This window comes from Brevundimonas sp. P7753, from assembly GCF_013386595.1.
Taxonomy (GTDB): Bacteria; Pseudomonadota; Alphaproteobacteria; order Caulobacterales; family Caulobacteraceae; genus Brevundimonas; species Brevundimonas bullata.
The window spans coordinates 19,534-43,036 of record NZ_JACARP010000054.1 but is presented as its reverse complement, the minus strand read 5'-3'; the positions used below and the strand labels follow the sequence as shown (position 1 = coordinate 43,036).

23 protein-coding genes and 1 pseudogene are annotated in these 23,503 nt (G+C 67.6%); 13 read left to right on the top strand and 11 right to left on the bottom strand.

Annotated features, from left to right (window positions below; all coding sequences use genetic code 11):
• Positions 1-459: 459 nt before the first annotated feature.
• Genes HX774_RS11225 through HX774_RS11205 form a run of 5 tightly spaced genes read right to left on the bottom strand, consistent with a single transcriptional unit; the run spans position 460 to position 5,369 of the window.
• Positions 460-1,239 (bottom strand): SDR family oxidoreductase, encoded by a 780-nt coding sequence (locus HX774_RS11225; protein WP_178826832.1) that lies wholly within the window; start codon positions 1,237-1,239, stop codon positions 460-462.
• Positions 1,240-1,261: 22 nt separating this feature from the next.
• Complete coding sequence (locus tag HX774_RS11220) at positions 1,262-2,392, bottom strand: acyl-CoA dehydrogenase family protein (RefSeq protein ID WP_178826830.1); 1,131 nt, start codon at positions 2,390-2,392, stop codon at positions 1,262-1,264.
• A gap of 12 nt (positions 2,393-2,404) precedes the next feature.
• Positions 2,405-3,205 (bottom strand): crotonase/enoyl-CoA hydratase family protein, encoded by an 801-nt coding sequence (locus HX774_RS11215; RefSeq protein ID WP_178826828.1) that lies wholly within the window; start codon positions 3,203-3,205, stop codon positions 2,405-2,407.
• The gene (locus tag HX774_RS11210; protein ID WP_178826826.1) at positions 3,202-4,218 is read right to left on the bottom strand and encodes an acyl-CoA dehydrogenase family protein; all 1,017 of its coding nucleotides are present in this window, start codon (positions 4,216-4,218) and stop codon (positions 3,202-3,204) included. Before HX774_RS11210 ends, HX774_RS11215 begins: the two co-directional genes overlap by 4 nt.
• The gene (locus HX774_RS11205) at positions 4,218-5,369 is read right to left on the bottom strand and encodes an acyl-CoA dehydrogenase family protein (RefSeq protein ID WP_178826824.1); all 1,152 of its coding nucleotides are present in this window, start codon (positions 5,367-5,369) and stop codon (positions 4,218-4,220) included. The genes HX774_RS11210 and HX774_RS11205 overlap by 1 nt, the downstream gene beginning before the upstream one ends.
• Before the next feature lie 421 nt (positions 5,370-5,790).
• Here HX774_RS11205 and HX774_RS11200 point away from each other — a divergent pair, with 421 nt between their 5' ends.
• From HX774_RS11200 to HX774_RS11180, 5 genes are all read left to right on the top strand, one after another.
• Positions 5,791-8,070, top strand: a complete 2,280-nt coding sequence (locus tag HX774_RS11200; RefSeq protein WP_178826821.1) for a TonB-dependent receptor — start codon at positions 5,791-5,793, stop codon at positions 8,068-8,070.
• Between the two features lie 118 nt (positions 8,071-8,188).
• Complete coding sequence (locus HX774_RS11195) at positions 8,189-8,953, top strand: SDR family NAD(P)-dependent oxidoreductase (RefSeq protein ID WP_178826819.1); 765 nt, start codon at positions 8,189-8,191, stop codon at positions 8,951-8,953.
• 235 nt (positions 8,954-9,188) lie between these two features.
• Positions 9,189-10,544, top strand: a complete 1,356-nt coding sequence (locus tag HX774_RS11190) for an MFS transporter (protein WP_178826817.1) — start codon at positions 9,189-9,191, stop codon at positions 10,542-10,544.
• A 37-nt stretch (positions 10,545-10,581) separates the two neighbouring features.
• The gene (locus tag HX774_RS11185) at positions 10,582-11,370 is read left to right on the top strand and encodes an NAD(P)-dependent oxidoreductase (RefSeq protein ID WP_178826815.1); all 789 of its coding nucleotides are present in this window, start codon (positions 10,582-10,584) and stop codon (positions 11,368-11,370) included.
• A 110-nt stretch (positions 11,371-11,480) separates the two neighbouring features.
• Positions 11,481-11,915 (top strand): MerR family transcriptional regulator, encoded by a 435-nt coding sequence (locus HX774_RS11180; RefSeq protein WP_178826813.1) that lies wholly within the window; start codon positions 11,481-11,483, stop codon positions 11,913-11,915.
• A gap of 164 nt (positions 11,916-12,079) precedes the next feature.
• Here the strand turns inward: HX774_RS11180 and HX774_RS11175 are convergent, their stop codons facing one another.
• Complete coding sequence (locus tag HX774_RS11175) at positions 12,080-12,592, bottom strand: thermonuclease family protein (protein ID WP_255500399.1); 513 nt, start codon at positions 12,590-12,592, stop codon at positions 12,080-12,082.
• Positions 12,593-12,716: 124 nt separating this feature from the next.
• Here HX774_RS11175 and HX774_RS20095 point away from each other — a divergent pair, with 124 nt between their 5' ends.
• The 7 genes and pseudogenes from HX774_RS20095 to HX774_RS11140 all read left to right on the top strand — a co-directional run bounded on the left by HX774_RS20095 (position 12,717) and on the right by HX774_RS11140 (position 18,615).
• Positions 12,717-13,694: a type IV secretory system conjugative DNA transfer family protein gene (locus tag HX774_RS20095; RefSeq protein ID WP_370523484.1), complete on the top strand. Its 978-nt coding sequence runs from the start codon at positions 12,717-12,719 to the stop codon at positions 13,692-13,694.
• Positions 13,687-14,133 (top strand): hypothetical protein, encoded by a 447-nt coding sequence (locus tag HX774_RS11165; RefSeq protein ID WP_178826811.1) that lies wholly within the window; start codon positions 13,687-13,689, stop codon positions 14,131-14,133. The genes HX774_RS20095 and HX774_RS11165 overlap by 8 nt, the downstream gene beginning before the upstream one ends.
• Positions 14,134-14,913 (top strand): annotated as a pseudogene (locus tag HX774_RS20090) (ATPase, T2SS/T4P/T4SS family); the annotation flags it as partial.
• A gap of 158 nt (positions 14,914-15,071) precedes the next feature.
• On the top strand, positions 15,072-16,310 hold the full coding sequence (locus tag HX774_RS11155) for a tetratricopeptide repeat protein (protein WP_218650389.1): 1,239 nt from the start codon (positions 15,072-15,074) through the stop codon (positions 16,308-16,310).
• Positions 16,311-16,367: 57 nt separating this feature from the next.
• Positions 16,368-16,970: a transposase gene (locus HX774_RS20410; RefSeq protein WP_370523483.1), complete on the top strand. Its 603-nt coding sequence runs from the start codon at positions 16,368-16,370 to the stop codon at positions 16,968-16,970.
• Between the two features lie 759 nt (positions 16,971-17,729).
• Positions 17,730-18,155: an organic hydroperoxide resistance protein gene (locus HX774_RS11145; RefSeq protein ID WP_008262237.1), complete on the top strand. Its 426-nt coding sequence runs from the start codon at positions 17,730-17,732 to the stop codon at positions 18,153-18,155.
• A 19-nt stretch (positions 18,156-18,174) separates the two neighbouring features.
• Positions 18,175-18,615, top strand: coding sequence for a MarR family winged helix-turn-helix transcriptional regulator (locus HX774_RS11140; RefSeq protein WP_178826803.1), 441 nt, complete (start codon positions 18,175-18,177; stop codon positions 18,613-18,615).
• Between the two features lie 68 nt (positions 18,616-18,683).
• On the opposite strand, the gene HX774_RS11135 is transcribed toward HX774_RS11140, so the two are convergent.
• From HX774_RS11135 to HX774_RS11120, 4 genes are read right to left on the bottom strand one after another with little or no spacing between them, the layout of a single operon-like run.
• On the bottom strand, positions 18,684-19,415 hold the full coding sequence (locus tag HX774_RS11135; protein WP_178826801.1) for an ABC transporter ATP-binding protein: 732 nt from the start codon (positions 19,413-19,415) through the stop codon (positions 18,684-18,686).
• Positions 19,384-20,184, bottom strand: coding sequence for an ABC transporter permease (locus HX774_RS11130; protein ID WP_178826800.1), 801 nt, complete (start codon positions 20,182-20,184; stop codon positions 19,384-19,386). Before HX774_RS11130 ends, HX774_RS11135 begins: the two co-directional genes overlap by 32 nt.
• The gene (locus tag HX774_RS11125; RefSeq protein WP_178826798.1) at positions 20,181-20,897 is read right to left on the bottom strand and encodes an efflux RND transporter periplasmic adaptor subunit; all 717 of its coding nucleotides are present in this window, start codon (positions 20,895-20,897) and stop codon (positions 20,181-20,183) included. The genes HX774_RS11130 and HX774_RS11125 overlap by 4 nt, the downstream gene beginning before the upstream one ends.
• Positions 20,825-21,379 (bottom strand): HlyD family secretion protein, encoded by a 555-nt coding sequence (locus HX774_RS11120; protein WP_178826796.1) that lies wholly within the window; start codon positions 21,377-21,379, stop codon positions 20,825-20,827. Before HX774_RS11120 ends, HX774_RS11125 begins: the two co-directional genes overlap by 73 nt.
• Positions 21,380-21,511: 132 nt before the next feature.
• Between HX774_RS11120 and HX774_RS11115 the strand changes: the two genes are divergently transcribed.
• The gene (locus tag HX774_RS11115) at positions 21,512-22,165 is read left to right on the top strand and encodes a TetR/AcrR family transcriptional regulator (RefSeq protein ID WP_178826793.1); all 654 of its coding nucleotides are present in this window, start codon (positions 21,512-21,514) and stop codon (positions 22,163-22,165) included.
• Positions 22,166-22,333: 168 nt separating this feature from the next.
• Here HX774_RS11115 and HX774_RS11110 read toward each other — a convergent pair whose 3' ends face one another.
• Entirely contained in the window at positions 22,334-23,503 is a 1,170-nt protein-coding gene (locus tag HX774_RS11110) for a patatin-like phospholipase family protein (RefSeq protein ID WP_178826791.1), read from the bottom strand.

Sequence of the window (23,503 nt, the reverse complement as noted above, 5' to 3'; positions counted from 1 at the left end):
CTGCTGGGGCTCGGCGGGGCCGCGCCGCAGCGTGAAGCCGGCAAGCCGGTGACCTCGGGCGACATCAACCGCATGTTCGAGAACGCTTCGGCGGAATCGACGGTCTCGGGCCGTCGCTAGAGCGAAATCGGTTCAGATGGGATTGCATCTGAACCCAGATATTCGCTCCAGCATCAATCCTGGAGCCTGATTCACGGCCTCGGCGGAAGCGCGAAGCGATTCCTCCTCGACCGATCAGGCTCCAGGCGCGCTCTCTCCCCGGAGCGACCTGGGAAACGCCCGCCGGAACCTTCCGGCGGGCGTTTTCTATGACCGGGCCTCATCGATCCAGCGCGCGGCGCGGCCCAGCAGCCGCACGGCGTTCCCATGCAGGCGCTCGCCTAGCGGCCTTTGACGGTGAAGGATCGGGCGGCGCCGGGCGCGTGTCAGGGACGAGAACGTCGAGCGGGGAGCGGGCGTCTAGACGAGGCCGGCGTAGGCGCCGCCGTCGAGCTGGAGGTTCTGGCCGGTGATGTAGCCCGCCCGTGACGAGCAGAGGAAGGCGCAGGCGTCCCCGACCTCTTCAGGCCGGCCAAAACGTCCGGCGGGGACCGTGCTGGCCATTTCCGCGCGAGCGACGATCTCGTCGATCTGGCGCAGGCGCGCCAGCGACCGGGTCATCCGCTCAAGGCGATCCGTGTCGATCTTCTCGGGGAGAAGGCAGTTCACCGTGACGCCGTCGGCGGCGACCTCTCGGGCCAGCGCCTTGCAGAAGGCCGTCAGGCCCGCGCGCGGTCCGGTGGACAAGGCCATCGCCAGTTGCGGCGTCTTCACCATGGCGGAGGTGATGACGATGATCCGCCCCGATCCTCGGGCGCGCATCCCGCCGACCACGCTCTGGATCAGCAGGATCGGGGAGACCATCTTGGCCGTGACGGCTTCGTTCCAGACGGCTTCATCCCACTGATCCATGCGGCCAGGCTTGGGCCCCCCGCTGTTGCAGACCAGGATGTCCGGGGCAGGGCAGGCCGCAAGCGCCGCAGCGCGGCCTTCGGCGGCGTCGATGTCTCCGACCACCGTCTGCGGGCGGCGGCCGACGGCGGACTCGACCTCGTCCGCCGCGCGGGCCAGCCGCTCTTCGTCGCGCCCGTTGAGCCAGACCTCGGCCCCCTCGCGCGCCAGCGACAGGGCGCAGGCCTTGCCCAGTCCCGTGGAAGAGGCGCTGACGAAGGCGCGTTTACCCTGGAGGCCAAGGTCCATGATCCAACTCCGACGACCGCGTTCAAAGGGTGCGGGCGATGATTTCCTTCATGATCTCGGACGTGCCGGCGTAGATGCGCGCGACCCGGGCGTCGACCCAGGCGCGACCGACGTCGTATTCGCTCATGTAGCCGTAGCCGCCGTGCAGTTGCAGCAGTTCGTCCAGAAGCTGGCCGTGAAGCTCGGCCCCGGTCAGCTTGGCCATGGCGGCGGTCTCGGGCGTCAGCTCGCCGTCCAGAAGCTTCTGCAGGCAGTCGTCGACGAAGACCCGCAGCATGGTCGTCCGCGCCTTCACGTCGGCCAGTTTGAAGCGGGTGTTCTGGAACTCCAGCAGAGGCTTTCCGAACACGATGCGCTCGCGGGTATAGGCGATCGTCTTGTCCAGCATGGCTTCAAGCGAAGCGGCCGCCCGGATGGCGATGACCAGGCGCTCCTTCGCCAGCTCCGTCATCAGACAGGCGAAGCCCTGACCTTCCTCGCCTAGGCGGTTCTCCACGGGCACCCGCACGTCGGAGAAGAAGAGTTCGGAGGTGTCCTGGCCGCGCAGGCCGATCTTCTCGAACTTGGCGCCCTTGGTGAAGCCCGGCGTACCCTCCTCGACGCAGAAGAGGGTGATGTCCTTGGGATTGGCCTGTCCCTCCACCTTGGCGGCGACGATGGCGAGGCCGCTGTTTATGCCGTTGGTGATGAAGGTCTTCTGGCCGGACAAGATGTAATGGTCGCCCTCGAGGCGCGCCTTGGTCCGCATGCCCCGCAGATCGCTGCCGATCTGCGGCTCCGACATGGCGATGACGGCGATGAGTTCGCCGCTGATCAGCCTGGGCAGCCAGCGCGCCTTCTGGTCCTCGGAGCCGTAGTTCACCAGATAGGGGACCGCGATGTCGGAATGGGTCGTGAAGCCCACAGCGGTCGCATTGACCCGCGCCAGCTCCTCGATCAGCACGGCGCTGTGGCCGAAGTCGCCGCCGGCCCCGCCGAAGGCCTCCGGCGCCGTCACGCAGAGAAGGCCTTCCTCTCCAGCCCGGAGCCAGAGGGATTTGGGCACGATCCCGTCCCGTTCCCATTGGGCGTGATGCGGCGCGATCTCGGTCTCGACGAAGCGTCGGACCTGATCGCGGAACATCTCGTGGTCCTCGCGGAAGACCTTGCGCATGGTGAACTCCGTCTAGCTGTCAGTGAAGCGCGCGGGGCGCTTTTCAAGCATGGCCGCCACGGCTTCTGCATGATCGGAGGTATGGTGCGCCAGCGCCTGATAGGCAGCGGACAATTCCAGCAGGGCGCCCAGCCGCATGTGTTGCCCCTCGCGAAGCAGCCGCTTGGTGAGGCGAAGGGCGTGGCCGGGATTGCCGGCGATGCGGTGCGCCAGGGCCATTGCCGTCTCCATCAGCGCGTCCGGCGCCGTCAACTGCGTGACCAGGGTCCAGTCCAGCGCGGTCTTGGCGTCCAGGGCGTCGCCCGTCAGGGCCATGTGGCTGGCGCGCGGCATGCCCACGATGCGCGGAAGCAGCCAGGCGCCGCCGTCGCCCGGGACGATGCCCAGCTTGACGAAGCTTTCCGCAAACGTGGCCGTCTCCGAAGCGATCCGGATGTCGCACATGCAGGCCAGGTCCAGGCCCGCGCCGATCGCCGGCCCGTTGACGGCGGCCACGATCGGCGTCTCCAGCTCGTAGAGGGCCGTGGGAATCCGCTGGATGCCGTCGCGATAGCGATTGCGCAGCTGGTAGGGCGAGCCTTCGAAGATGCCGGTGCGGTCCCGCATGGCCTTGACGTCGCCGCCCGCGCAGAAGGCCGAACCGGCCCCGGTCAGGACCACGACGCGGATGGAGGGATCGGCGCGGACTTCCTCGCAGGCTTCCTCGAAGGCGTACATGTCCTCGGGGCGGCTGAAGGCGTTGCGCTGCTCCGGTCGGTTCAGGGTCCAGACGGCCACGGGGCCGTCGCGAGATTTCAGAAGAAAGTCGCTCATGGCTGAGGGCGCTCCTTGAGAGTTTCGGTGATGAAGGGCCACAGGCCGTCCTCGCCGGCGTCGGCGATGAGGCGTCCGAGCCGTTCGGACCATCGCGCGTCTGATCCGTACTCCGTCCGCCAGGCCCAGAGGCGTCGCGTCAGGAAGTGCAGGCTGTGCTCGTGGGTGAAGCCCAGGGCTCCGTGAACGGCATGGGCGATGGCCGCGCCCCGGCCGGCCGCTTCGCCGGCCACGGCCTTGGCCGAGGCCGTCGTCGCGAAATGCGGCGTCCGCCGGGCCTGCATGAAGGCGGCCTCAGCGACGGCGCCGGCGGCAGCCGCCTGTGTCGCAAGCAGGGCGAGCTGTTGCTGGACCGCCTGGAACTTGCCGATCGGGCGGCCGAACTGGACCCGTTCGTTGGCGTATTGGGCGCTCATTTCGGTCAGCCGCCCGAGGGCGCCGGCCATCTGGGCGGAGCGGATCAGGGCGCCGCACAGGCGTACCGTGTCGGGCGGTCCGTCAAAGGCGGCGTCCGAGACCAGGGAGCCGGCCGCGAGGACGACCGTGTCGCGCGGCTCGCCTGCGACGTTCACGTCGTGCACGATGTTCGCGCCCGCCATGTCGTGCAGGCCCAGGCGTCCGCGCGCCGTATCATGCAGGACCAGCCAGCGCGCCTGGCGGCCCCAGGGCAGGCCGCGCAGCGCCGAGGCGGCGTCGCCGGCCGCGAAGACGATCACGCCGGTTTCCGGCGGGGCGATTCCGCAGGCGGACAGAAGGGCGTTGGCGACGAGGGTTTCCGGCAGAGGGGCGGGGGCGGCGCTGGCGCCGCAGGCCCGGATGACGGGAAAGAGGTCGGTCCAGCTTGCGCCGATTCCTCCCAGGTCCTCGGAAACGGCGGCCAGGGGGAGGCCTAGCGCCTCCATCTGCGCCCACAGGCTTTCGGACCAGGCGCCGGTCTCGGCGAGGCGCAGGGTCTCGGCGTCGACCGCGTCCGCGAACAGGCGCTCGACGCTCTCCTGGAACATGGCGCGCATCAGCGGACTCCCAGGCCGCGCGCGAGAATGCCGCGCAGGATTTCGCGGGTGCCGCCCCGCAATGAAAAGGACGGCGCCATGCCCTGGGTGACGGCCAGGACCCGGCGCGTGGTTTGCGCCTGATCGGTCTCGGGCAGGGAATCGATCAGACGTATCGCCGTCTCCACGGTGTCCTGCTCGTATCCTGTGCCCAGGTCCTTGACGCAGGACGCGGCCCAGACCGGATCCTGTCCGCCGGCCAGTTGTCCGGTGACGGAGATGGACATGGCGCGCAGGGCGACCAGCCAGGCGCCCAGGCGGCCGATCTCCACCGCCTGGCGGGCGTCGGGGTTGCGGCCGACCGCCTCCGTCAGGCAACGGAACAGCGTCAGGGCGCTCAGGAATCGTTCGGGGCCGCTGCGTTCGAAGGCCAGCTCCGAGGTCGCCTGCGCCCAGCCTTCGCCTGCGGTTCCCACCAGGGCGTCGGCCTCCAGGATCACGTCGTCAAAGGTGACCTCGTTGAAATGCTCATGGCCGGAAATGTCGCGGATGGGACGGATGGTCACGCCGGGCAGGCCGAGGTCCACGATCACCTGGGACAGGCCGGCGTGTCGTTCGCTGGCCGGATCCGTGCGGACCAGGGCGATCATGGCGTGGCACCGATCGGCGTTCGTGGTCCAGACCTTGCGCCCGTTCAGCCGCCAGCGGCCGTCCGACTGACGGTCGGCGCGGGTCCGGACGGAGGCGAGGTCCGAACCGGAATCCGGCTCGCTCATGCCGATGCAGAAATACATCTCGCCGGCGGCGATAGCTGGAAGATAGCGCTGCTTCTGGCTCTCGGCGCCATGACGCAGGATCAGGGGCGCGCTTTGACGATCCGCGATCCAGTGCGCGGAAACCGGCGCCCCGGCGGCCAGCAGCTCTTCGCTGACGACAAACCGCTCGAACGACGTCGCGTCGTGACCCCCATATTGTTTCGGCAGGGTCAGGCCTACCCAGCCCTGCCTGGCCAGGGCCCGGCTGAATTCGGGATCGAAGCCCATCCAGGAGAGGGCGCGTTTTTCTGCGGGATAATCGGCCAGCCGCTGCGCCAGGAAGGCGCGTACCTGGTCTCGCAGCGACTCTAGGCCGGAAGGGAGCGCTGGCGCGCCGAACTGATCGAGGAGATTCACTGGTGATTCCGGGATGTTGGCCCGCTTCCCTGGGAAGCCCCAAATCCATACATCCGAGAATGTGGTTCTGACCAGAGAATTTTGGACAACTCGCGAACCGTCTCGACCTCGCCGGGCCTCAAGGCGGCCGGAGAGGGGCGACGCCCCGATGCGCTCCGGAGCCCGGGCGACGCCGTCCAGGGCGGCGCGCCGGGGTTTTCGGCGTCGGTTCCGGTCCGGCCGGCGTCGAACGCCTCAGGACAGACTTCAGGGATCGGACTAGATTCAGAATGATATTTCGGTATGAGAAAATTTGTTGACTCGGCGAAGTCCATAACCGAGTGGGAGACGACAAGCGGCCGTGTCGGCGAGGCGACCTCGCGGCAAAGGTCGCGGGCATGGCGGGTCTCACCCCTCGTGCCGGACATTAGGGAGAGTGTCGTTGACCGCTGTTCATTGGAAAGCCCTGCTTTGCGCTAGCGCATCCGTGCTGGTTCTGCCCTCCGCCGCCCTGGCCCAGACGACGGGCGCGACGCCCGAGCCTGCGGCGCCTGCGAGCGGACCGACGGGTCTTGAGGATGTGATCGTGACCGCCCAACGGCGCGAGCAGCGTCTGCAGGACGTGCCGGTCGCCGTGACCGCCTTCGGCGTTCGGGAGCTGGAGCGTCGGCAGATCACCGACGTGCGCGCCCTGACCGAGAATGCGCCGTCCATCACCTTTACGGCGACCCCCTACGGCAACAACGACCTGATCCTGGCGATCCGCGGCGTCGCGCCGGGCGGCGTCCTCCCCAACGTCGACCAGGCGGTCGGCACCTATGTCGACGGTCTTTATTACGCTCGTCCCGAAGGCAGTAATTTCGCCCTGGTGGATGTCGCCTCGGCCGAGGTCTTGCGCGGCCCCCAGGGGACCCTGTTCGGACGCAATACGATCGGCGGCGCGCTGAACATCACCACGAACAAGCCGAACTATGAGTTCGGGGGCTCGCTGAAGGTCGGCTACGGCAACTACGACGCCTTGAGCGCCACGGCCATCGTCAACCTGCCGCTCGTCGAAGACAAGCTGGCGGCCCGCCTGGTCTACGGCCATGTCGAGCATTCCGGCTACGGCCGCAATCCGACGCTGGGCAGCGACGTCGCCGACCAGAACGACGACTTCGTTCGCGCCTCGGTGCGGGCCGACATCGCCCCCGAGCTGCGGGTGGACCTGAGCTTCGACCACTACTGGGGCTCCAACCACCAGCCTCTGTGGGTGCTGAACTCCTATCAGGCCGGCCTGAGCCCGGCCATGTACGCCCCCTATGTGGCCGCGCCCGGGTCGCGGATCAGCCAGGCCGGCATCAATCCGGTCAATGACTCCAGGGTCTATGACTTCAACGGGACCATCACGGCCGAGCTGCCGTTCGGCGTGCTGAAGTCGATCTCCGCCTATCGCAACGTCTATTTCGAAGGCGCGACCGACCTGGACGGCACGCCCCTGCCGACGGCGGACACCCGCGAGTTCGTCCTCGACGGCGAACAGGTCTCCCAGGAGCTGCAGCTCTCGGGCGCAAGCCTGTCTGATCGTCTGAACTGGACGGTGGGCGCCTATTACTTCCACGAACAGGTGCGCAACACGCCCCTGACGCGCATCCCCGCCGCCATCCAGGACAATACGATCCGGCCCGACAACAAGTCGGTCAGCGTCTTCGCCCAGGCGAGCTACGAGATCCTCCCGAGCCTGCGCTTCACGGCCGGCGTCCGCGCCGTCAAGGACACCCGCGGCATGACCTACACGCCTGCGCGCTATGTCGTGACGGGCTATCCGACCAACGCCGAACCGCCGGCTTCGGCGATCACGCCGGCGCCCTGTCCGTTCACGGCCATGGGCCTGAACGAAGCGCCAGGGAGCTGCCTCTATACGCCGGACGACATCAGCTTCGAGACCGTGCCCTTCACCGTCGGCCTGGACTACCGGCTTCCCGGCGACGGCCTGCTGTACGCCAAATACTCCAAGGGTTTCCGCACCGGCGGCTTCCAGCAGGCCAGCGGCACGACGGCGGCCTTCTTCACGCCCTTCAACGAGGAAAGCGTCGGCAGCTACGAGATCGGCGCGAAGCTGGCCCTGTTCGAGAACCGGCTGCGGTTTTCCGCCAGCAGCTTCTTCTCCACCTTCGACGACATCCAGCAGAACGCCATCCTGCAGACGTCGCCGATCGTCATCGCCGTGCTCAACTCGGGCACCGCGGAAATCTACGGCGCGGAGTTTGAAGCCACGGCCCTGCTGGGCGACCTGCGCCTGCACGGGTCGCTCGGCCTGATCGAGCCCAAGTTCACCGACGGCCCCTACAAGGGCAGCGAGGTGCCGACGGTGGCCAAGACGACCTGGTCGGTCAGCGCCGACTATCCCGTCCAGTTCAACGCCGGACGTCTTGACCTGCATCTCGACTACAACTGGCGTTCGGACGTCTACTTCCTGAACACGGTGACGATCACCGCAGCTGGACCGGTGGACCTTTCGGAGTTCCAGCGGAAGTCGATCCGCCAGGACGCCTATGGCCTGCTCAACGCCCAGGTGTCGTGGACCTTCGACGCCCGGCCGATCACGGTCGCCCTCTACGGCAAGAACCTGACGGACGAGTATTTCGCCGCTAGGTCGGGCTCGTTCGCGGGGGGGAACTTCAACAGCATCGTCGTCGGCAGCCCGCGCACCTACGGGATGTCGGTGTCCTACGCCTTCTGAGGCGAGCGTACGTCTGGGGGTTCCAGCCCTCTATCCTCGGGGCGCGGTTCTATCCGACCGCGCCCCTCTTTTTTAGCATCGGCCGACCGCAGGGCCGGCCTTCGCGGGGAGCATGGCCATGTCGGCATCGCTGGACGGACGCCGCATCATCATCACCGGCGGCGCCAGCGGCATGGGGGCGGCCATGGTTCGCGCCTTTCCCGCCATGGGCGCGCGGGTGGCGTCGTTGGATCTCCAGTCGGCTGAAGGCGCGCGGATCGTCGATGAAGCCGGGGCTGCGGCCTTCTTTCAGGTCGACGTGGCCTCGGAAGCTTCGGTGATCGAGGCCGTGGAGGCCGCCGTCAGGGTTCTGGGCGGACTGGACGTCCTGATCCATGCCGCCGGCGTCGCGCCCTTCGCTGCGGCCGCCGAGACCTCGCTGGATCTCTGGAGCCATGTCATGGCGGTTAATGCGACCGGCGCCTTCCTGACCAATCGCGCCGCCTACCCGCATCTGAGAGCGCAAGGCGGGACGATCCTCAACTTCGCGTCCGCCGCCGGCGTGAAGGGGCATCCCGGCAAGGCGGCCTATGCGGCGGCCAAGGGCGCCGTCCTGGCCTGGACGCGAACCATCGCCGTCGAGTGGGGGAGGGAGGGCGTCAGCGCCAACGCCGTGGCGCCGGCCATCTGGACCCCGATGTACGACCAGACCCGCGCTGCGATGGACGAGGACCAGTTGGCGGCCCACGACGCCGTCAAGGCGCAGACCATCCCGCTCGGGGGGCGGCTGGGCGACGTCGAGCGCGACTTCGTGCCCGTGCTCGCCTTCCTGGCCTCAGACGGCGCCCGCTTCATCAACGGCCAGGTGATCGCCGTCGACGGCGGCATGCTCATGGTCCGCTAGGGATCAGGGCTGTCAGCGCTTCAGGGACGGACCCACCTCGCCTGGCGGAGTTTGGACGTATTCTGTTGTGCGAACAATATTCCGATATCAAAACACTTCTTGACAGCCCCTGTGACGACGCAGGTATTCTGTCCGCTGCTGCGGACGCTGGCGGCCAGGAAAGAAACGCGCCGCCTGCTGCAGGACAAGGCGCTGTCAGCCGGGATCGACCGGACAAGAGACGAGGGAGAGATTGATGGTCGGGACCACACACAAGCCAGGCGAGCGGTCCGGCGTCGAGCCGCCGTATCCGCCGCTCAAATATGCCTGGTATGTGATCGGGGTCCTGTTCGTCGCCACCCTGCTGTCGCAGCTGGACCGACAGCTTCCGGCGCTCCTGGTCAAGCCCATTCGCGCCGAGTTCGGCATCTCCGACACCCAGTTCAGCTTCCTCCAGGGCTATGCCTTCGCCCTCTTTTATACGGTCGCCGGCCTTCCGTTCGGATGGCTGATCGACCGGACCGTGCGGCGCAACCTGATCATCGTCGGCATGGTCGTCTGGAGCGTCATGACGGTCCTCTCGGGTTTTGCGCAGAACTACAACCATCTGGTCCTGGCCCGCATGGGCGTCGGTATCGGGGAAGCCGTGCTGGCCCCCGCCGCCTATTCCATCATCGCCGACTATGTCGCGCCTCATCGGCGGGGACGGGCCTTCAGCGTCTATTATCTCGCCCTGGCCATCGGCTCGGGCGCGTCCCTGATCCTCGGAGCCCTTATCGCCCATCTGGTGCCCGAAGCCGGCCTGGCCCTGCCGTTCGTGGGGCAGATGGAGCAATGGCGGATGACCTTCCTCATCGCGGGCGCTCCAGGGGTGATCCTGGCCTTGATCGTCCTGACCATCCGCGAGCCGGTTCGTCGCGATCAGGCGACGGGCAAGAGCAAGGCGGAAGGCACCTGGATGGAGTTCCTTCGTCATCTGGGGCGTTTCAAGTCCACCTACAGCCGCGTGCTGACCTATCCAGGCGTGGTCGCCATCATCGGTTACGGCAACCTGGCCTGGGCCCCGACCTTCTTCGATCGACGCTTCGACATCCCGACCAAGACCTCGGGCCTGATCATCGGCGTCCTGGTGGCCGTCGGCGGGCTCGCCGGGACCCTGGCGAGCGGCTACATCAGCGATCGCTGGGCGGCGAAGGGCGTGCCGGCGGCCCGCCTGCGGGTCGCCATGCTGGCCTGGCTGCTGGTGCTGCCGACGGTATGCGCCTGGTCCCTGGTGGGAACGCCCTGGTTGAGCTTCCTCCTGTTGACCCTGGTCGTCACCGGCTTCGGCATGGCCCAGGCGGCGGCTCCGACGGCGGTTCAGGAAATCACGCCCAATCGCATGCGCGGCAAGGCCGTGGCGCTCTATCTCCTGTTCGGCGGTCTGGTGGGCATCGGCTTCGGCCCCATGTCCATCGCCCTGGTCACCGACCATGTGTTCAAGAGCGACGCCGCCTTGCCCTATGCGCTGGCCCTGGTCGGGGCGCCGGTCTCCCTGCTCGGCCTGTGGCTCACCTGGTCGGGGCTCAAGCCCTATGAGCGCACGGCCCAGGCCTTGCGCGCGGAGGAATAGAGATGACGGCTCCGCGCGGCGGCCTACGAGGCCCGGGATGAAGGTCGGCTGGATCGGTCTGGGGCAGATCGGCGTCCCGATGGCGCTGAGGATCCTGCAATCCGGCCATGACCTGAAAGCTTTCATCCGAAAGCCTGGGGAAGGTGACGAAGTTCAAGCCGCTGGGGCGAGCGCGTGCGGATCCGGCGCCGAGGCGGCTATCGATGTCGATATCCTCGGCGTCTGCCTTTTTGACGATCGCCAGATCCACCAGGCCTTGATCCTGGACGGCGCACTGGCGGCGATGCGGGCGAACAGCGTGGTCATGATCCACACGACCGGGGATCCTGATCTCTTCCGGCGATTGTCCGCCCATGCGCCTGCTGGCGTGAAACTGCTGGACGCCGCCTTCAGCGGTGATCGGGACGCCGTCCTGGCCGGCCGCATTGCTGTCATGGCGGGCGGCGAAGCCCAGGCCCTCGCCGCCGCCAGGCCTGTTCTGGAGGCCTATGCCGCATGCATCCTTCACGTGGGGGCGCTGGGCGACGGGCGTCGGGCGAAACTGTTGAACAACCTCCTCTTCGCCGCGCAGATGTCGTTGGCGGCGGAGATTCGGATCCAGGCTGATCGCTGGGGCCTCGATGCGGACCTGACGGTTCAGGCCGTCATGACCTCCAGCGGCGCCAGCTACGCCCTGTCCAGATTTCAAGGCGGAGCGAAAGCCGCCGACCTCCTCGAGCGGATCAAACCCTATCTCGACAAGGACGTCGCGATGGCCTGCGCCGCCCTTGGCGATGACGTTGGCGAGCAGCCGTTCACGGTCGCGGCTGCGGGAGCCTGGAGATAGACCTCAAGCCCGTCTTCATCTTTGGCGCTGTTCCGGCGATGACGGATGAGGCCGGCGACCTACAATCTGTCCGCGCCGCATGCCGGCCGGTCTTGCATCAGGAAGATTTCATGGCCGGGACGCGCCGCCCCTCGCGGAAGGGAGACCTCCGCGGGCTTACGATCACGGAGCTTGCAAGCCTTGCCGGCACGACGGCGCGGGCCTTGAGATACTATGAGGAGTTCGGCCTTCTGACGCCGCATCGGGGCGGACGCCAGGAGCGGGTCTATTCGTCCGCCGCGGTGGGCAAGGCCCTGCAGGTGGTGAGGATGCGACGCCTCGGCATCCCTCTGGCGGACATCGCCGGGATCGTTCGGGATGGCGGCGCGAGCGGCCTCAGGCGGATCATCGAGGAGAGGCTGGCCGATGTGGAAAGCCAGCGCGAGCAACTCGCGGCCCTGCTCGAGCGGCTCCACTCCGACGAAGCGGCGGGTTGGATGACGGAGCCTTCTCTCAGGGGCGTAGACCTTGCGCCTTTCCGCACGCCGGACGTCGCCCTGGGGTGACGATTCGCCGGCGAAAACGCGGTGAGCCGCGACGTCCTCAGGGGCCGAGCGGTTCCAGGCGGGACGAGGGCAAGGCCGTGAACTGAAGCGTCAAGGAGCGGCGCCGTCTGCGCTGGCCCGGTAGCTGGAGACGCCGGGACGACGTCTTGTCGATGGCGCCGCCTTCAGTCGACTCGGCCTCGGCAAAGGGGGCGTTGGCGGTTGAAGGAATCCCAGACCAGGGTCGTGCCGCTGCGCACCATGGCGCAGTTGACCTCCTCGTGGGCCGGGGTCCAGCAGACGGCGGTGACGCGGTTGAAGCTTCGACCCGTCTGTTCGCAACGAAGTACCTTGCCTTCGACAAGCTGGTTCAGTCGGGCGGTCGCCGAGGCGCCGCTCGCCGCCGGACAAGGATGGCCTGGCGAGCAGGTTTCGTCGGCCTCTCGCGCCGCCACGGCATGGAGCCTCACCCTTGTCCCGTCCTTGCAGCGCAGGGTGTCGCCGTCATTCACATAGGCCACGGCGCATTCGAAGTCCGTTTCCGGCTGCGTGGTCAGCGCTGCGGCTTCCGAAGCGGCGGGTCGCGCGGTCAGAAGGGCGAGGTCCGCAGGAAGCCCGTCCAGGGCGAGCAGGACGGCGACGCTGGCGAGGCCCGTCGCCAGGACGAGGAGGCGGCGGGCGGGTCGGGAACGGGGCAACTTAAGTCTCATGTCCGGACGCTAGGTCGTTCGGGTTTAGGCTCTATGAGCAAGCTTGGCCGGAAGGGAAAGGAAGGGCGGACTGGGGCGCTCCGATCGGGAGCGTGCAAGCCAGGAGCCTGTCGTGTCCTCTCTGTCCGATTCCGCTGTCCATCCGACGGCCTTGTCCCATGATCCGGCGAACGACGCCGATCTCGACCTGCTAGCAGCCCTTCTGGGGCGGGCTTCGTCGGTGGCCGTCGGCCGAGCCGCTGCCGCCCGTTTGCTGGAGGCCTTCGGGAGCCTGGCCGGCGCCGTCGCCGCCGACGAGACCGCGCTCCGCGGCCTGGGCCTTTCGACGGCCGCCGTGGCCAACCTAGGAAGATCCCGTGACCTGGCGATCGCCCTGGCGCGGTCCGAAGCGTGCCGGCGGCCGGTCCTGTCGTCCTGGACCGCCCTGACGGCCTATCTGCGGGCCGACCTGGCGCATGCGCCGAGGGAACAGTTCCGCGTTCTCTATCTCGACCGGCGCAACATCCTGATGCGGAACGAATGGCGCGCGGACGGCCCCCACAACACCATCCTCGATAACTGCCACGTCTACACGGCCTTCTCGGCCCTGGACCCGCTGACCCAGGACAAGGTGTCGAAGCTGACCGGCTCGGTCACGGAGACCCGGACGAGCCGCAGCGGGCCGTCAGGGTTTGGCGCGGGGCGCAGCTCGGTGTCGCGGTCGGAGGTCGAGCGGCCCTTGCTGGAGCCCGGTGAAATCCGCGCCCTGCCGGACGACCAGCAACTGGTCTTCGTCGCGGGCCAGCGACCGCTTCGGACCGAGAAGCTTCTCTATGATCGGCGCGAGCCGTTTCGCAGCCGCGCGGGAGCGCCGCCGCCGGACCAGGCGCTGGGCATGGATGCGCCGGGCCGGCAGCCACATCCTTGGCTCGGACGGCGCAGTCTCGGCCGGGACGCCGGGGCCAGTCTGCCCCTGTTCAAGGAGGTCGCGGGGGCCATGGACGACAGGAAGGCCGCCTCGCGCGCCGCCGACATCTACGGGCGGGTGGCCCAGGAGATGGCGGCCCAGCAGGCGGTCCTGGATCAACTGCAAGGACGAGCCGATGGCTAGAAGGGATGCGCCCGCGACGCGCGTGCAGGTCTACATCAACGATCCTAAGGTGGTGTCGAGCCTCAACAGGGAGGCACGGGCGGGCCGTATCGCCCTGAGCCAGGCGGCGGGCCAGGCTATCGTCCGGGGGTTGGTCAAGAGCCCTCGGGCTGACCCTGACGACCGGCTGCTAAACCTCGAACGATCATTGCGTGATCACATGCGGTCGACCGGCCGGGACATGCAGATCGTCCAGGAACTGCTGATCGAGGTGGCCAAGGCCTTCTTCCTGCGCCTGCCAGACGCCGTGGTGGACGAGGATCCGACGGTGCAGGCGGCGGTGGAGCGGCGCATCGAGCGCCTGCTTGACGCGACCGCCGCCCGGATCGTCTCGGGTCGCCGGGATGGGGAGCAGGCCGCCCTTGCCGCCGAACCTGCGTCTTTCGCCGCGGCCAACTAGGTGGCGCCCCATCCGATCATAGCCGAGCGTAAGTTGGAGGCGCTGCGCCATGCCCTGGGTGCGACCGTGCTCGCCGCTCTTGAGGAACCGGCTGTGGTCGAGATCATGGCCAATCCGGACGGGCGGCTGATCCTCGACAGGGTGGGCGCGGGACGAAGCGACACGGGCTGTGTCCTTTCGACCGAGGCGAGGGATCGGGCGATCCGGCTGATCGCCGACTACGTCGGCGAGACGGTGACGCGGGAGAATCCCCGGCTGTCCGGCGTCCTGCCGGGGACGGGGGAGCGGTTCCAGGGGGTGCTGCCTCCGGTCTCCGTCGGTCCTGCCTTTTCCATCCGCAAGCGCCCCGCCGTGATCTGGGGACTGGAGGACTATGTGCGCGGCGGCATGATGACCGACGGGCAGGCGAACGCCTTGCGTATTGCTGCATCAGAACGTCACAACATCTTGATTTCAGGTGGAACGGGTTCCGGAAAGACGACGCTGGCGAACGCTGTCCTGGCTGAACCGGCCTTCGCCGACGACCGGGTCTTCCTCATTGAAGATACGCCCGAACTCCAGTGTTCGGCCTGGGACCAGGTGTCCGTCATGACCCGACGACAGCCGACGGTTATCGGCGTGGCGGACCTGGTGCGCGACGCCCTGCGCATGCGGCCGGACCGGATCGTCATCGGCGAGATGCGCGACGGGGCGGCCGCTCTGGAGACCCTGAAGAGCTGGAACACCGGACATCCCGGCGGGCTGTCTACGATCCACGCCAACTCCGCCCAAGAGGCCCTGCGTCGCCTGGAGGACCTGATCGGGGAGGTGACGAGCCAGGTCCCGCAGCGGATGATCGGAGGCCGTGGATTGCGTCGTCCACATGCAGAGGACGGCGTCAGGCCGTCGGGTCGAGGCCGTGATTTCCGTCGGCGGCTTTGTCAGCCGCCGAGGAGACCTTGGCGACGGCCGCCCTGCGCGCTCGCTCGACCGTCGACGCGCGCTTCGCCCGTCAGCCGGAGATCGCGGCCGGCCTGCACCTGTCCCTGGCCACCGCCTTCGTCCAGCGCGGTCAGTATGACGAGGGACGCCGGTCGTTCGGTCTGGCGGACGCCGCCTGGCGCCGCGCCGGGCTGCAGAACTCGTCGGCCGCCGCGCGTGGCCGCCTGCTTCATGCCCGGGCGGAGGCCATGTCCGCTCAGCCCGGCGGTCTGGACGCGGCCAGGACCCTGCTCGCCGCCGAGCGCCGTCGCCTGGGCCCGGCCGCCGACAGAGGGATGTTGGGCTTTCATGTCGCCCAGGCCGAGGCGGTAATCGGCTTTTTCGGGGACCTGGACGCCGCGAACGCCGCCTTTTCGCGCGCGCTCGCCATCGCCGGGACACGGCCCGAGGGGCTGTCGGAGCGCGACGTGCTGCTTGTCCGCCAGCAGCAGGCGGTGGTTCTGATGCGGCTGGGCCGTCCTGGAGAAGCCCTTCCGGCGCTGGAGGCGGTGGTCGCGGACCGGGAACGGACCCTGGGGCCCGGCCAGTCCGGAACCCTGATCGCCCGCCAGAACCTGATCCAGGCCCGACTGATGACCGGTGACGTGGACAGGAGCCTGGCCGAAGCCGACGCGTTGCTGCCAGTCATGATTGAGCGGTTCGGCGAGACCAACCGCTACACCCTGGCGCTTCAGTCGACCCGCTACGAGGCCCTGACCGCCCTCGGCCGCTACGCCGAGGCGGTCGGAGCCGCCGAGGCGGTCTGGAAGGGGAGCGAGGCCAGCCAGGGCCCCGGCGCGCACCAGACCCTCGGCGGGCTCAACGATCTCGGCGCCGTCCTCTGCCGGGCGGGCGACCGACGGCAGGGCCTGCGCCATCTCGACCAGGCCTACCGCACCGTCCGCGAGGGGTTCGGCGAAGATTACGACCTGACCCACGTGATCCGGTTTTACCTCGGCGAATGCCTCGTTCTCGACGGCCGGTATGACGAGGCGAAGCAGCTGCTTGGACAGGTGGACCGGGCCAAGGTCGGGGCGTTGGTCGGCGACGCCTCCTGGGGCGTGATGCTGGATCTGGCTCTGGCCGAGGTGGCCTTGGCGGAGCGGGACGCCGGGACGGTTCGTCGGCTGACGCCCCTTCTGGCCGGCCTGTCCTCTCCACGAACGCCGCCATTTGAACGGCGGAGGTATGCAGCCGTGGTGGCGGCCTTGACTTGATCAGGTGGATGTCAGCGGAGCGGCGCGCGCCGCGGGCATCGGAGGCCGCCACCAGGCATGACCCTCGCTCGCCAGCTATGGCGCCCCCTCGAGCCTGACCCCCTCCGCCGTGGCAGTAAGTGGATAATGGGTTCTGGGCGGCGCCCGATGTCCGCTCCTCGGTGTTCCAGGTGCACGGCGCCGACGTCTCGCCATGCTGGCCGCACAGCTGCAGCGGAGAACGAGCAGATACTCGAAACCGATCGATTGATCCGAACCGACGCGCGTTCGACCGAGGTCGGCCGTCGGCTGAGGCAGATCCCAGGCGTTGGTCCGCTGCGGGCCAGCGCCCCGGTCGGCACGATCGTTGAACCGAAGGTCGTCAAGACCGGCCGCAACCCCGCGGCCTGGATCGGCCTCGTTCCCAAGCAGAACTTCAGCGGAGGGAAGGAGCGGCCCGGCGGGATCACCAGGCAGGGCGTCGCTACCTGCGCCAGATGCCGGTTGTGGACGCCCTGGCCGTCGTTCGCTACGCCGTACGGAATGGATCGCGTCGGCCGTGGCTGGCGCCGTTGCTCGCTCGACGAACGCCGAAGGTCTCAGCCATGGGTCCGACTGCTGTCTGTCCGTACTGAGGTCGCCCCGGGTCAATGCGGGGAAATGGCGCCCGCCGCGGCTTGATGAAGACCCGTCGGGCGGCTCGCGACGGACTGGCAGGCCCCCCGGTGGGCGTCAACGAGATCCGACATCCGCCGATAGCGGCCTTCCGCGGACTCAAGCGCCATGCAGCCAGGCGCTTCCGGGAGGCGGCGACGGAACCCCGAATTCGAACGCCTATTCAAATGGAATGATAATCACCTGATCATAGCCAGCATGTCCGTCCGTTCGAGGCAGAGCAACGAATTCTTCCCCGGCGAGATCTATGGCCTGTCGGGCCAGCTGGTTAAACTCGTCCACGTCGCCCGTCGGTCGCCGAACAAGCGCGTAGCCGACTTCGGTCCGCTCGAGAGTATGGGACGGCCCCTGGAGGGGAAGAGTCTGTAGAAACCGACGCATTGCGTATTCCAGAACCGGCCAGGCGAACTACGGAGCCCGGCTCGCCGATCAGCTTATCTCAGGTATGGGAAAAACCGAACCCGGCTGGCTCGGTCGGCCGTCCGAGCGGCGCTGCCCCTTTCGTCGACGTCATGCCGCATAAAGCTGGCGAGGGATGAGTTCAACGAACGTCCGCGGCTCGCAGCCTTGGGCGGACGTCTCCTCCATGGCTGTGGTGAGCTGGCGCGGCAGGAATGGCTTCGCTTTCGTGGGACGCCTTATAGTTCCGCCACGATGAGAATAATATATTGCTTGCCGTAATATCGTGCACAATCTAATAACTCCAAGACTGGCTGGCGCCCGTTTCGTTCCGGGCCCATCGCCCCGGCGCCAAGGAGAAATTCCATGACCACCCTCTACAGCACCAAGGCCGTCGCGGTTGGCGGCCGTCACGGCTCAGTTCGGACCGACGATGGTCTGCTCGACGTTCAGCTGGCCTTGCCGACAGCGCTGGGCGGCAAGGGCGGCGCGACCAATCCCGAGCAGCTTTTCGCGGCGGGCTATGCCGCCTGCTTTGAAAATGCGGTCATCCACGTTTCACGCAGCAGGAACGCCCGGGTTGGCGATAAGGACATAGTCGTCGAGGCGACCGTGGGCATGCAACCCAACGGCGCTGGCGGCTTCGTCCTCACCGTCGCCATGGCCGTCGATATTGGCGGTCTGGACCAAGCGACCGCTGAAGAGATCGTCCAGGCCGCGCATTCCGCCTGCCCTTACTCGAACGCGATCAAAGGGAACATCGACGTCGACATCACCGTCACGACCCACTGATGGGCGCGGAGGAGAGAGCATGACCGAAGACGATGTGTTGAGGCTCGACAGGCAGGTCTGCTTTCCGCTCTACGCGGCCTCGAACCTCATCACCCGGCTTTACCGGCCGCTCCTCGACGCGCTCGGACTCACCTATCCACAGTATCTCGTCATGATGGTGCTGTGGGAGAAATCCCCCTGCACCGTCGGTGAAGTCGGAGAGCAGCTTCACCTGGAAACCGGGACATTGACGCCGCTGCTGAAGCGGATGGAAGCCGCGGGCCTGATCGCCCGTCACCGCGACGCCTCGGACGAACGGCGGGTGCTGGTGACCCTGACGAAGCCGGGCGAGGCGCTCAGGGCTCGGGCAAAGAGCGTGCCGAGGGCGCTCGCCGATAAGCTGGCCATGCCCGTCACGGATCTGGAAAGGCTCCGCACGACTTTGACCGATCTGGTCGGCGCCATGACTGAAAAGCCCTGAGTCACTCGACGAACGGGGCTCCTGCGCGAACCCCGGCGTCGGCCGCCGTCAAAGTCTGCAAGGGAAGACTATTCGGTGATCGCCTCGGGTCGGTGCCGGCTCCTCGCGGTAGTTTCAGAGACGATTCGTCCGTCCGAAAGCTCAAGGACCCGATCGAACAGATCCAGCGAGCGGGGATCGTGGGTCACGACCATGACGCACGCGTTGCGCTCCACGGCGATGCGGCGAAACAGTTCCATCACCTGGCGCCCGCGCACGCTGTCCAGTGCGGCGGTCGGTTCGTCGGCCAGGATCAAAGACGGGTCATTGGCGAGCGCGCGGGCGATGGCCACGCGCTGTTGTTCGCCGCCCGAGAGTTTGGCCGGGCGGTTGTCGAGACGATGGCCCAGGCCGAGCGTCCGAAGCAATTCCACGGCGTAGCCGTGCGCGGCCGCAGGCGCGATGTCGGCGATCTCGAGCGCGATGGCGACGTTCTCGGCGGCGGTGAGGAAGGGAATGAGGTTCGCCTTCTGGAACACGAAGCCGATATGGTCCCGGCGAAACCCGCGTAGCCGGTCGAGATCGGCCGATGCGTTCGAGACCAGCTCGCCGCGGATGTGGATCTCGCCACGGCTCGGCGGCTCGAGCAGGCCGCAGATCAGAAGCAGCGTGCTCTTGCCCGAGCCGCTCGGCCCGGAGATGCCGACGAGTTCGCCGGCTCGGGCCTCCAGCGAGACGCCGTCTAGCGCCCGAACGACGGTGTCGCCGCTGGGATAGTAGCGCGCGGCGTCACGCACGCGAAGCAGGGGTGGGGCGGTCATGCGAGCACTCCTGGGCGCGAACCCTGAGCGCCTGGGAGATGCCGAAGGCGCTCGCCATGCCGCAAATCGCGAACAGGATTGCGAAGAGCATCGCGAGATCCGTCGGAAGGATCGCGATCCGGCGGGGGAAATGCGGAAAGACCAGCTGGGCGAGAAGAAGTGCAAGCAGGAATCCCGCCAGCCCGATCAGGACCGCCTGCTCGGCGATCATTGCAACGATCACGCGATTGCGCGCGCCGATCAGAAGGCCATCCCCGGCAGGATCGACCAGCCCCTGGGTCAAGCCGACGACGCGATAGTCATCTTGGGCGAGCCGGATGGTGGCGCCGAGCGGCAGCCCGATGCTGGCGTCGGCGATCGCTTCGAAATGACCGGTCACAAGACGGCGGCCATCGCTCAGCTCAAACCAGGCGCCCAGGTCCTTTGGATAGTCGAGCCCGGTAATGGTCGCGCGCCGCGTCCGCTCACCATGCTCGAACTGGTGGCTGAACTGTACGAACCGGCGGACCTCCGCGACGCCTGCGACCCCCTCCATGCGCCGGTCCATCGTCGCCGGTATCGCCGAGCCCTCCGAGAACGGTCCTACGCGCTCGCCCTGCACGACCCACAGGTCCGCGCCGATGCGGTCGATGACCAGCAGCGCGTCGGACACGATCCCGCGGTACAGGCCGATCGCGCCGATCGCGCCGAGCAACAGGAATCCGATCCCGAGCGCGGTAAGCGCGAACCGCATGAAGTTGAAGCGGATGTCCTTGATCGCAAGGTTCATGGCGCCGCCTTCGATACAGCCATGAGCGCATAGATCCCCGTCGGAGCCAGCACGACGTCGCCCTGGGAAAGTCCCTCGAGAACCTCGACGCGATCTACACCGGCGTCGGCGAGCGCGATATCGCGCCAGTGGGCTCGACCCCTCCGCGCGATCCAGACCCCGGCCTGACCGTTGCGACGGACGATGAAGGATGCGGGCAGGATAAGGGCCCGTGGGTTCGCGCCCACAACGATCTCGACCTCGGCGCGCTGGTCGAGCGCCCAGTAGGCTGGCAGCCGCTCGGGAATGACGTCGGCCGTGAACTCGCGTGTCTCGGGATCGACCTCGCGGCCGAGCCGCAGCACGCGCGCTGCGAGCGGTCGCTCGGGGTGGGCGCCGAAGCGGATCGCTGCGGGTTGGCGGGGATGGATGCGGCCGATCACGCTTTCGTCGATCCGCACGGTGAAGACGATGCTTCGCGGGTCGACGATCTCCACGATCGGACTCCCGGGGGTCAACACGTCCCCAACATTCCTGTTGCGCGCCGCGACCACGCCGGCGAACGGGGCGCGCACGGTCGCGAACCCAAGCTGCGCCTGTGCCTGTCGCACACTCGCTGAAGCGGCGTCCGCCTGTGCCCGGGCCCGCTCGACCGACTGCTTCAGCGCGGCGACGCGCGCGTCGCTCTCGCGCAGCAGGCTTGCGACTGCTCGAAACTCGCACGCGATACCCAACCGTCGGCGCGTAGCCCCGCCTGCCGGTCAAAGGCCGATTGCGCATTGGCGAGCGTTGCCCGGCCGCTGGTCAGATTGGCCTCGGCCTCATTGACCGTGCGCAACGCAGCCTGGAGATTGGCCTGCGAGACCGTCACGGTGCTGCGAAGGTCCTCCTGTTCCACCCGGGCGACGATCTGACCCGCCGACAGGACGTCGTTGCGGTCGACGAGGATTTCCGTCACGCGGCCGGACACGCGCGAACTCAGCTTGGCCCGACGGGTCGCGTCGAGCGAGGCCGGCCCGCCAACGGTTTGGTCGAGGGGTGCAGTCCGCATCGTCCAGGTCTCGACTGGATGCGGCCAGCCGTATCGCCATCCAAGGATCACCAGCGCCAGGATGACGACCGCCGTCGCCGGCCACCGCAGGGTCCGCCAGAGGCTCCGAGGGGCGGGCAGGGGACGCCGCAGAGTGAGATCGGGCAGAGGCGGGTCGTCGGCCATTCGGACACTCACTACGCCAGTACGAGGCATCCGGAGGCGTTGGCTTTCACGCTGTCCAGGGGGGCGTCGCGATAATATGAGCTATGCTCACATAATCTACTCGCTTCCGCGCGGCCATGGGGGAGGTCAGTCATGGTGAACAAAGACATTGATTCAGAAAGGCGAACGCCGCGCCAAACCCGAGCGATGCAGACTTGGGATGCGATCCTCGACGCCGCGGCTCAGATTTTAAGGACGCACGGAGAGGCGCGGTTTACGACAAACCATATCGCCGAACGCGCCGGCGTTTCGATCGGGACGCTCTATCAGTATTTCGCGGACAAGGACGCGATCCTGAACGCCCTCTCGGACCGCGAGGTCGGACGGTTGCATGGGGAACTGCACGCGGTCGCCGTGAAGGACTCCATGGCGTCGCTCGAATCGCGGGCGCGCCATTTCGTTCGGGCGCTCATCGACTTCTTCGCGCGCCGCCGCCGGTCCAGGCGGATCGTGCTGCTCAAACTGCTCGCCGTGGTCTCTACCGGAAAGCCAGATGCGCGCTTCGCCGGGATACTGCATGACGTCACCGCTATGTGGAACGAATCCGCGCCCCCGGATCACCGCGTCGATGCGCTGTCGATGACGGTGCTGAGCCAGGCGCTGCTCGGCGTGTTGCGCTCGACGATGATCCTGCAGCCCGAGCTGCTGGACAGCCCCGCGCTTGAGGATCGGCTCGTCCACCTCGTACTCAGCTATCTCTGCACGCCCTTGGGCTCCTTCCACCGGCAGGCTGCCCGGGGCGTCTGAAAGGCGGCGCGGGCGGCTGCAATACACGGTCGGCTTTCAGCGCCGCTCGCGTGTGTGGACAGGTTGCGTCTTGCCCAAACAACGGGTCGACCGGATCAACCGCAGCAGCGAACAGGCGGAAAGCGGCGAGCGGGCGGCCGCCTCAGCGTTTCAACCGATCGAATGTCGTCAATCCGCAGCCAGATTGAGTTCCGTGCGCCACGCCTCGCCGGACAGGGCCCGTACCCGACCCAGGTCGTATACCCGCTGCATCGCTTCCGGGCTGAAGTCGAGACTGTCGCCGCCGTCGAACTCCGCGGGTATCGTGGTGACCGAGAAGCTGACGCCGTTGCGCGCGGCGAAGGTGCGGTTGGCGAACAGGTTGGCGCGCAGGTTGGCCTTGAGCGCCGTGTCGATCGTTCGTCCCAGCACGCTGCCCACGGCGTCGCTCGTGACGTTTACGACGGGCTCGGCCTTGCCGTTGACTATGATGTGGATGCGGGCGCCACGCAGGACCCCGTTCGGATCCGTCCAGTTCCACATCATCTGCGGAACGGCGACAAAGGGATTCATGACGCCGCCGTCGACGTGCATCTCCTCGAAAGCCGGTGAGTCCAGGGCGTCGGAGGCCCGGGCCTTTATCATCACCGGCGGGAAGGCTCCCGGAATACTGGCGGACGCTGTCAAAATGTCGCGAAACAGCGCCAGCGCTTCAGGGCCGCCACGCTCCGCGATCGCGCCCATGTTCCAGACCACGCCGCGTTGGGCGTCCAGATCGGTGGTCGCGACCAGCAGGACGCGCCCGCGGCGATGCTCGGCCGCGATCTCCGTCAGCATGGCCGCATCGACATAGGTCTCGATCAGGGCGCGAAGGGGCGCGCTTTGATAAATTCCGGATCCGACGAAGGCGCCGAGGCCTCGTCCCTGGAGCAGATTCGCGGCCAGGCCGCCGGTATAGGCTTCCCGTAACTCGGCATCCCGGTCAGGACCCAGAAAGACGAACGGAGCGGCGAGCGCGCCGGTCGAAACGCCCGTCACCACTTCGAAGTCAGGCCGGTCGCCCCGTTCGGTCCAGCCGTTAACGAGACCGGCCGTATAGGCGCCCGCGGCGCCGCCGCCGGAGAGAGCGATCAGGTCGAACCGCCCATCCGCCCCGTGAGGCGCGCCCTCACTCAGCTGCAGCCCCATGACTTCGGCCGCAAGCGCGTCCTCGACTGAAAAGCGGACACCCGGAAAACCCACAGGGATGGCGGTTTCGCGAAAGCCCAGGCCGAAATCGCTGCGGGCTCCGCTCGCGCACCCCGCGAGCGCCAGGGTCGCGGCGACAAGAATACAGACCGTGGTCCGGATCATGGACAT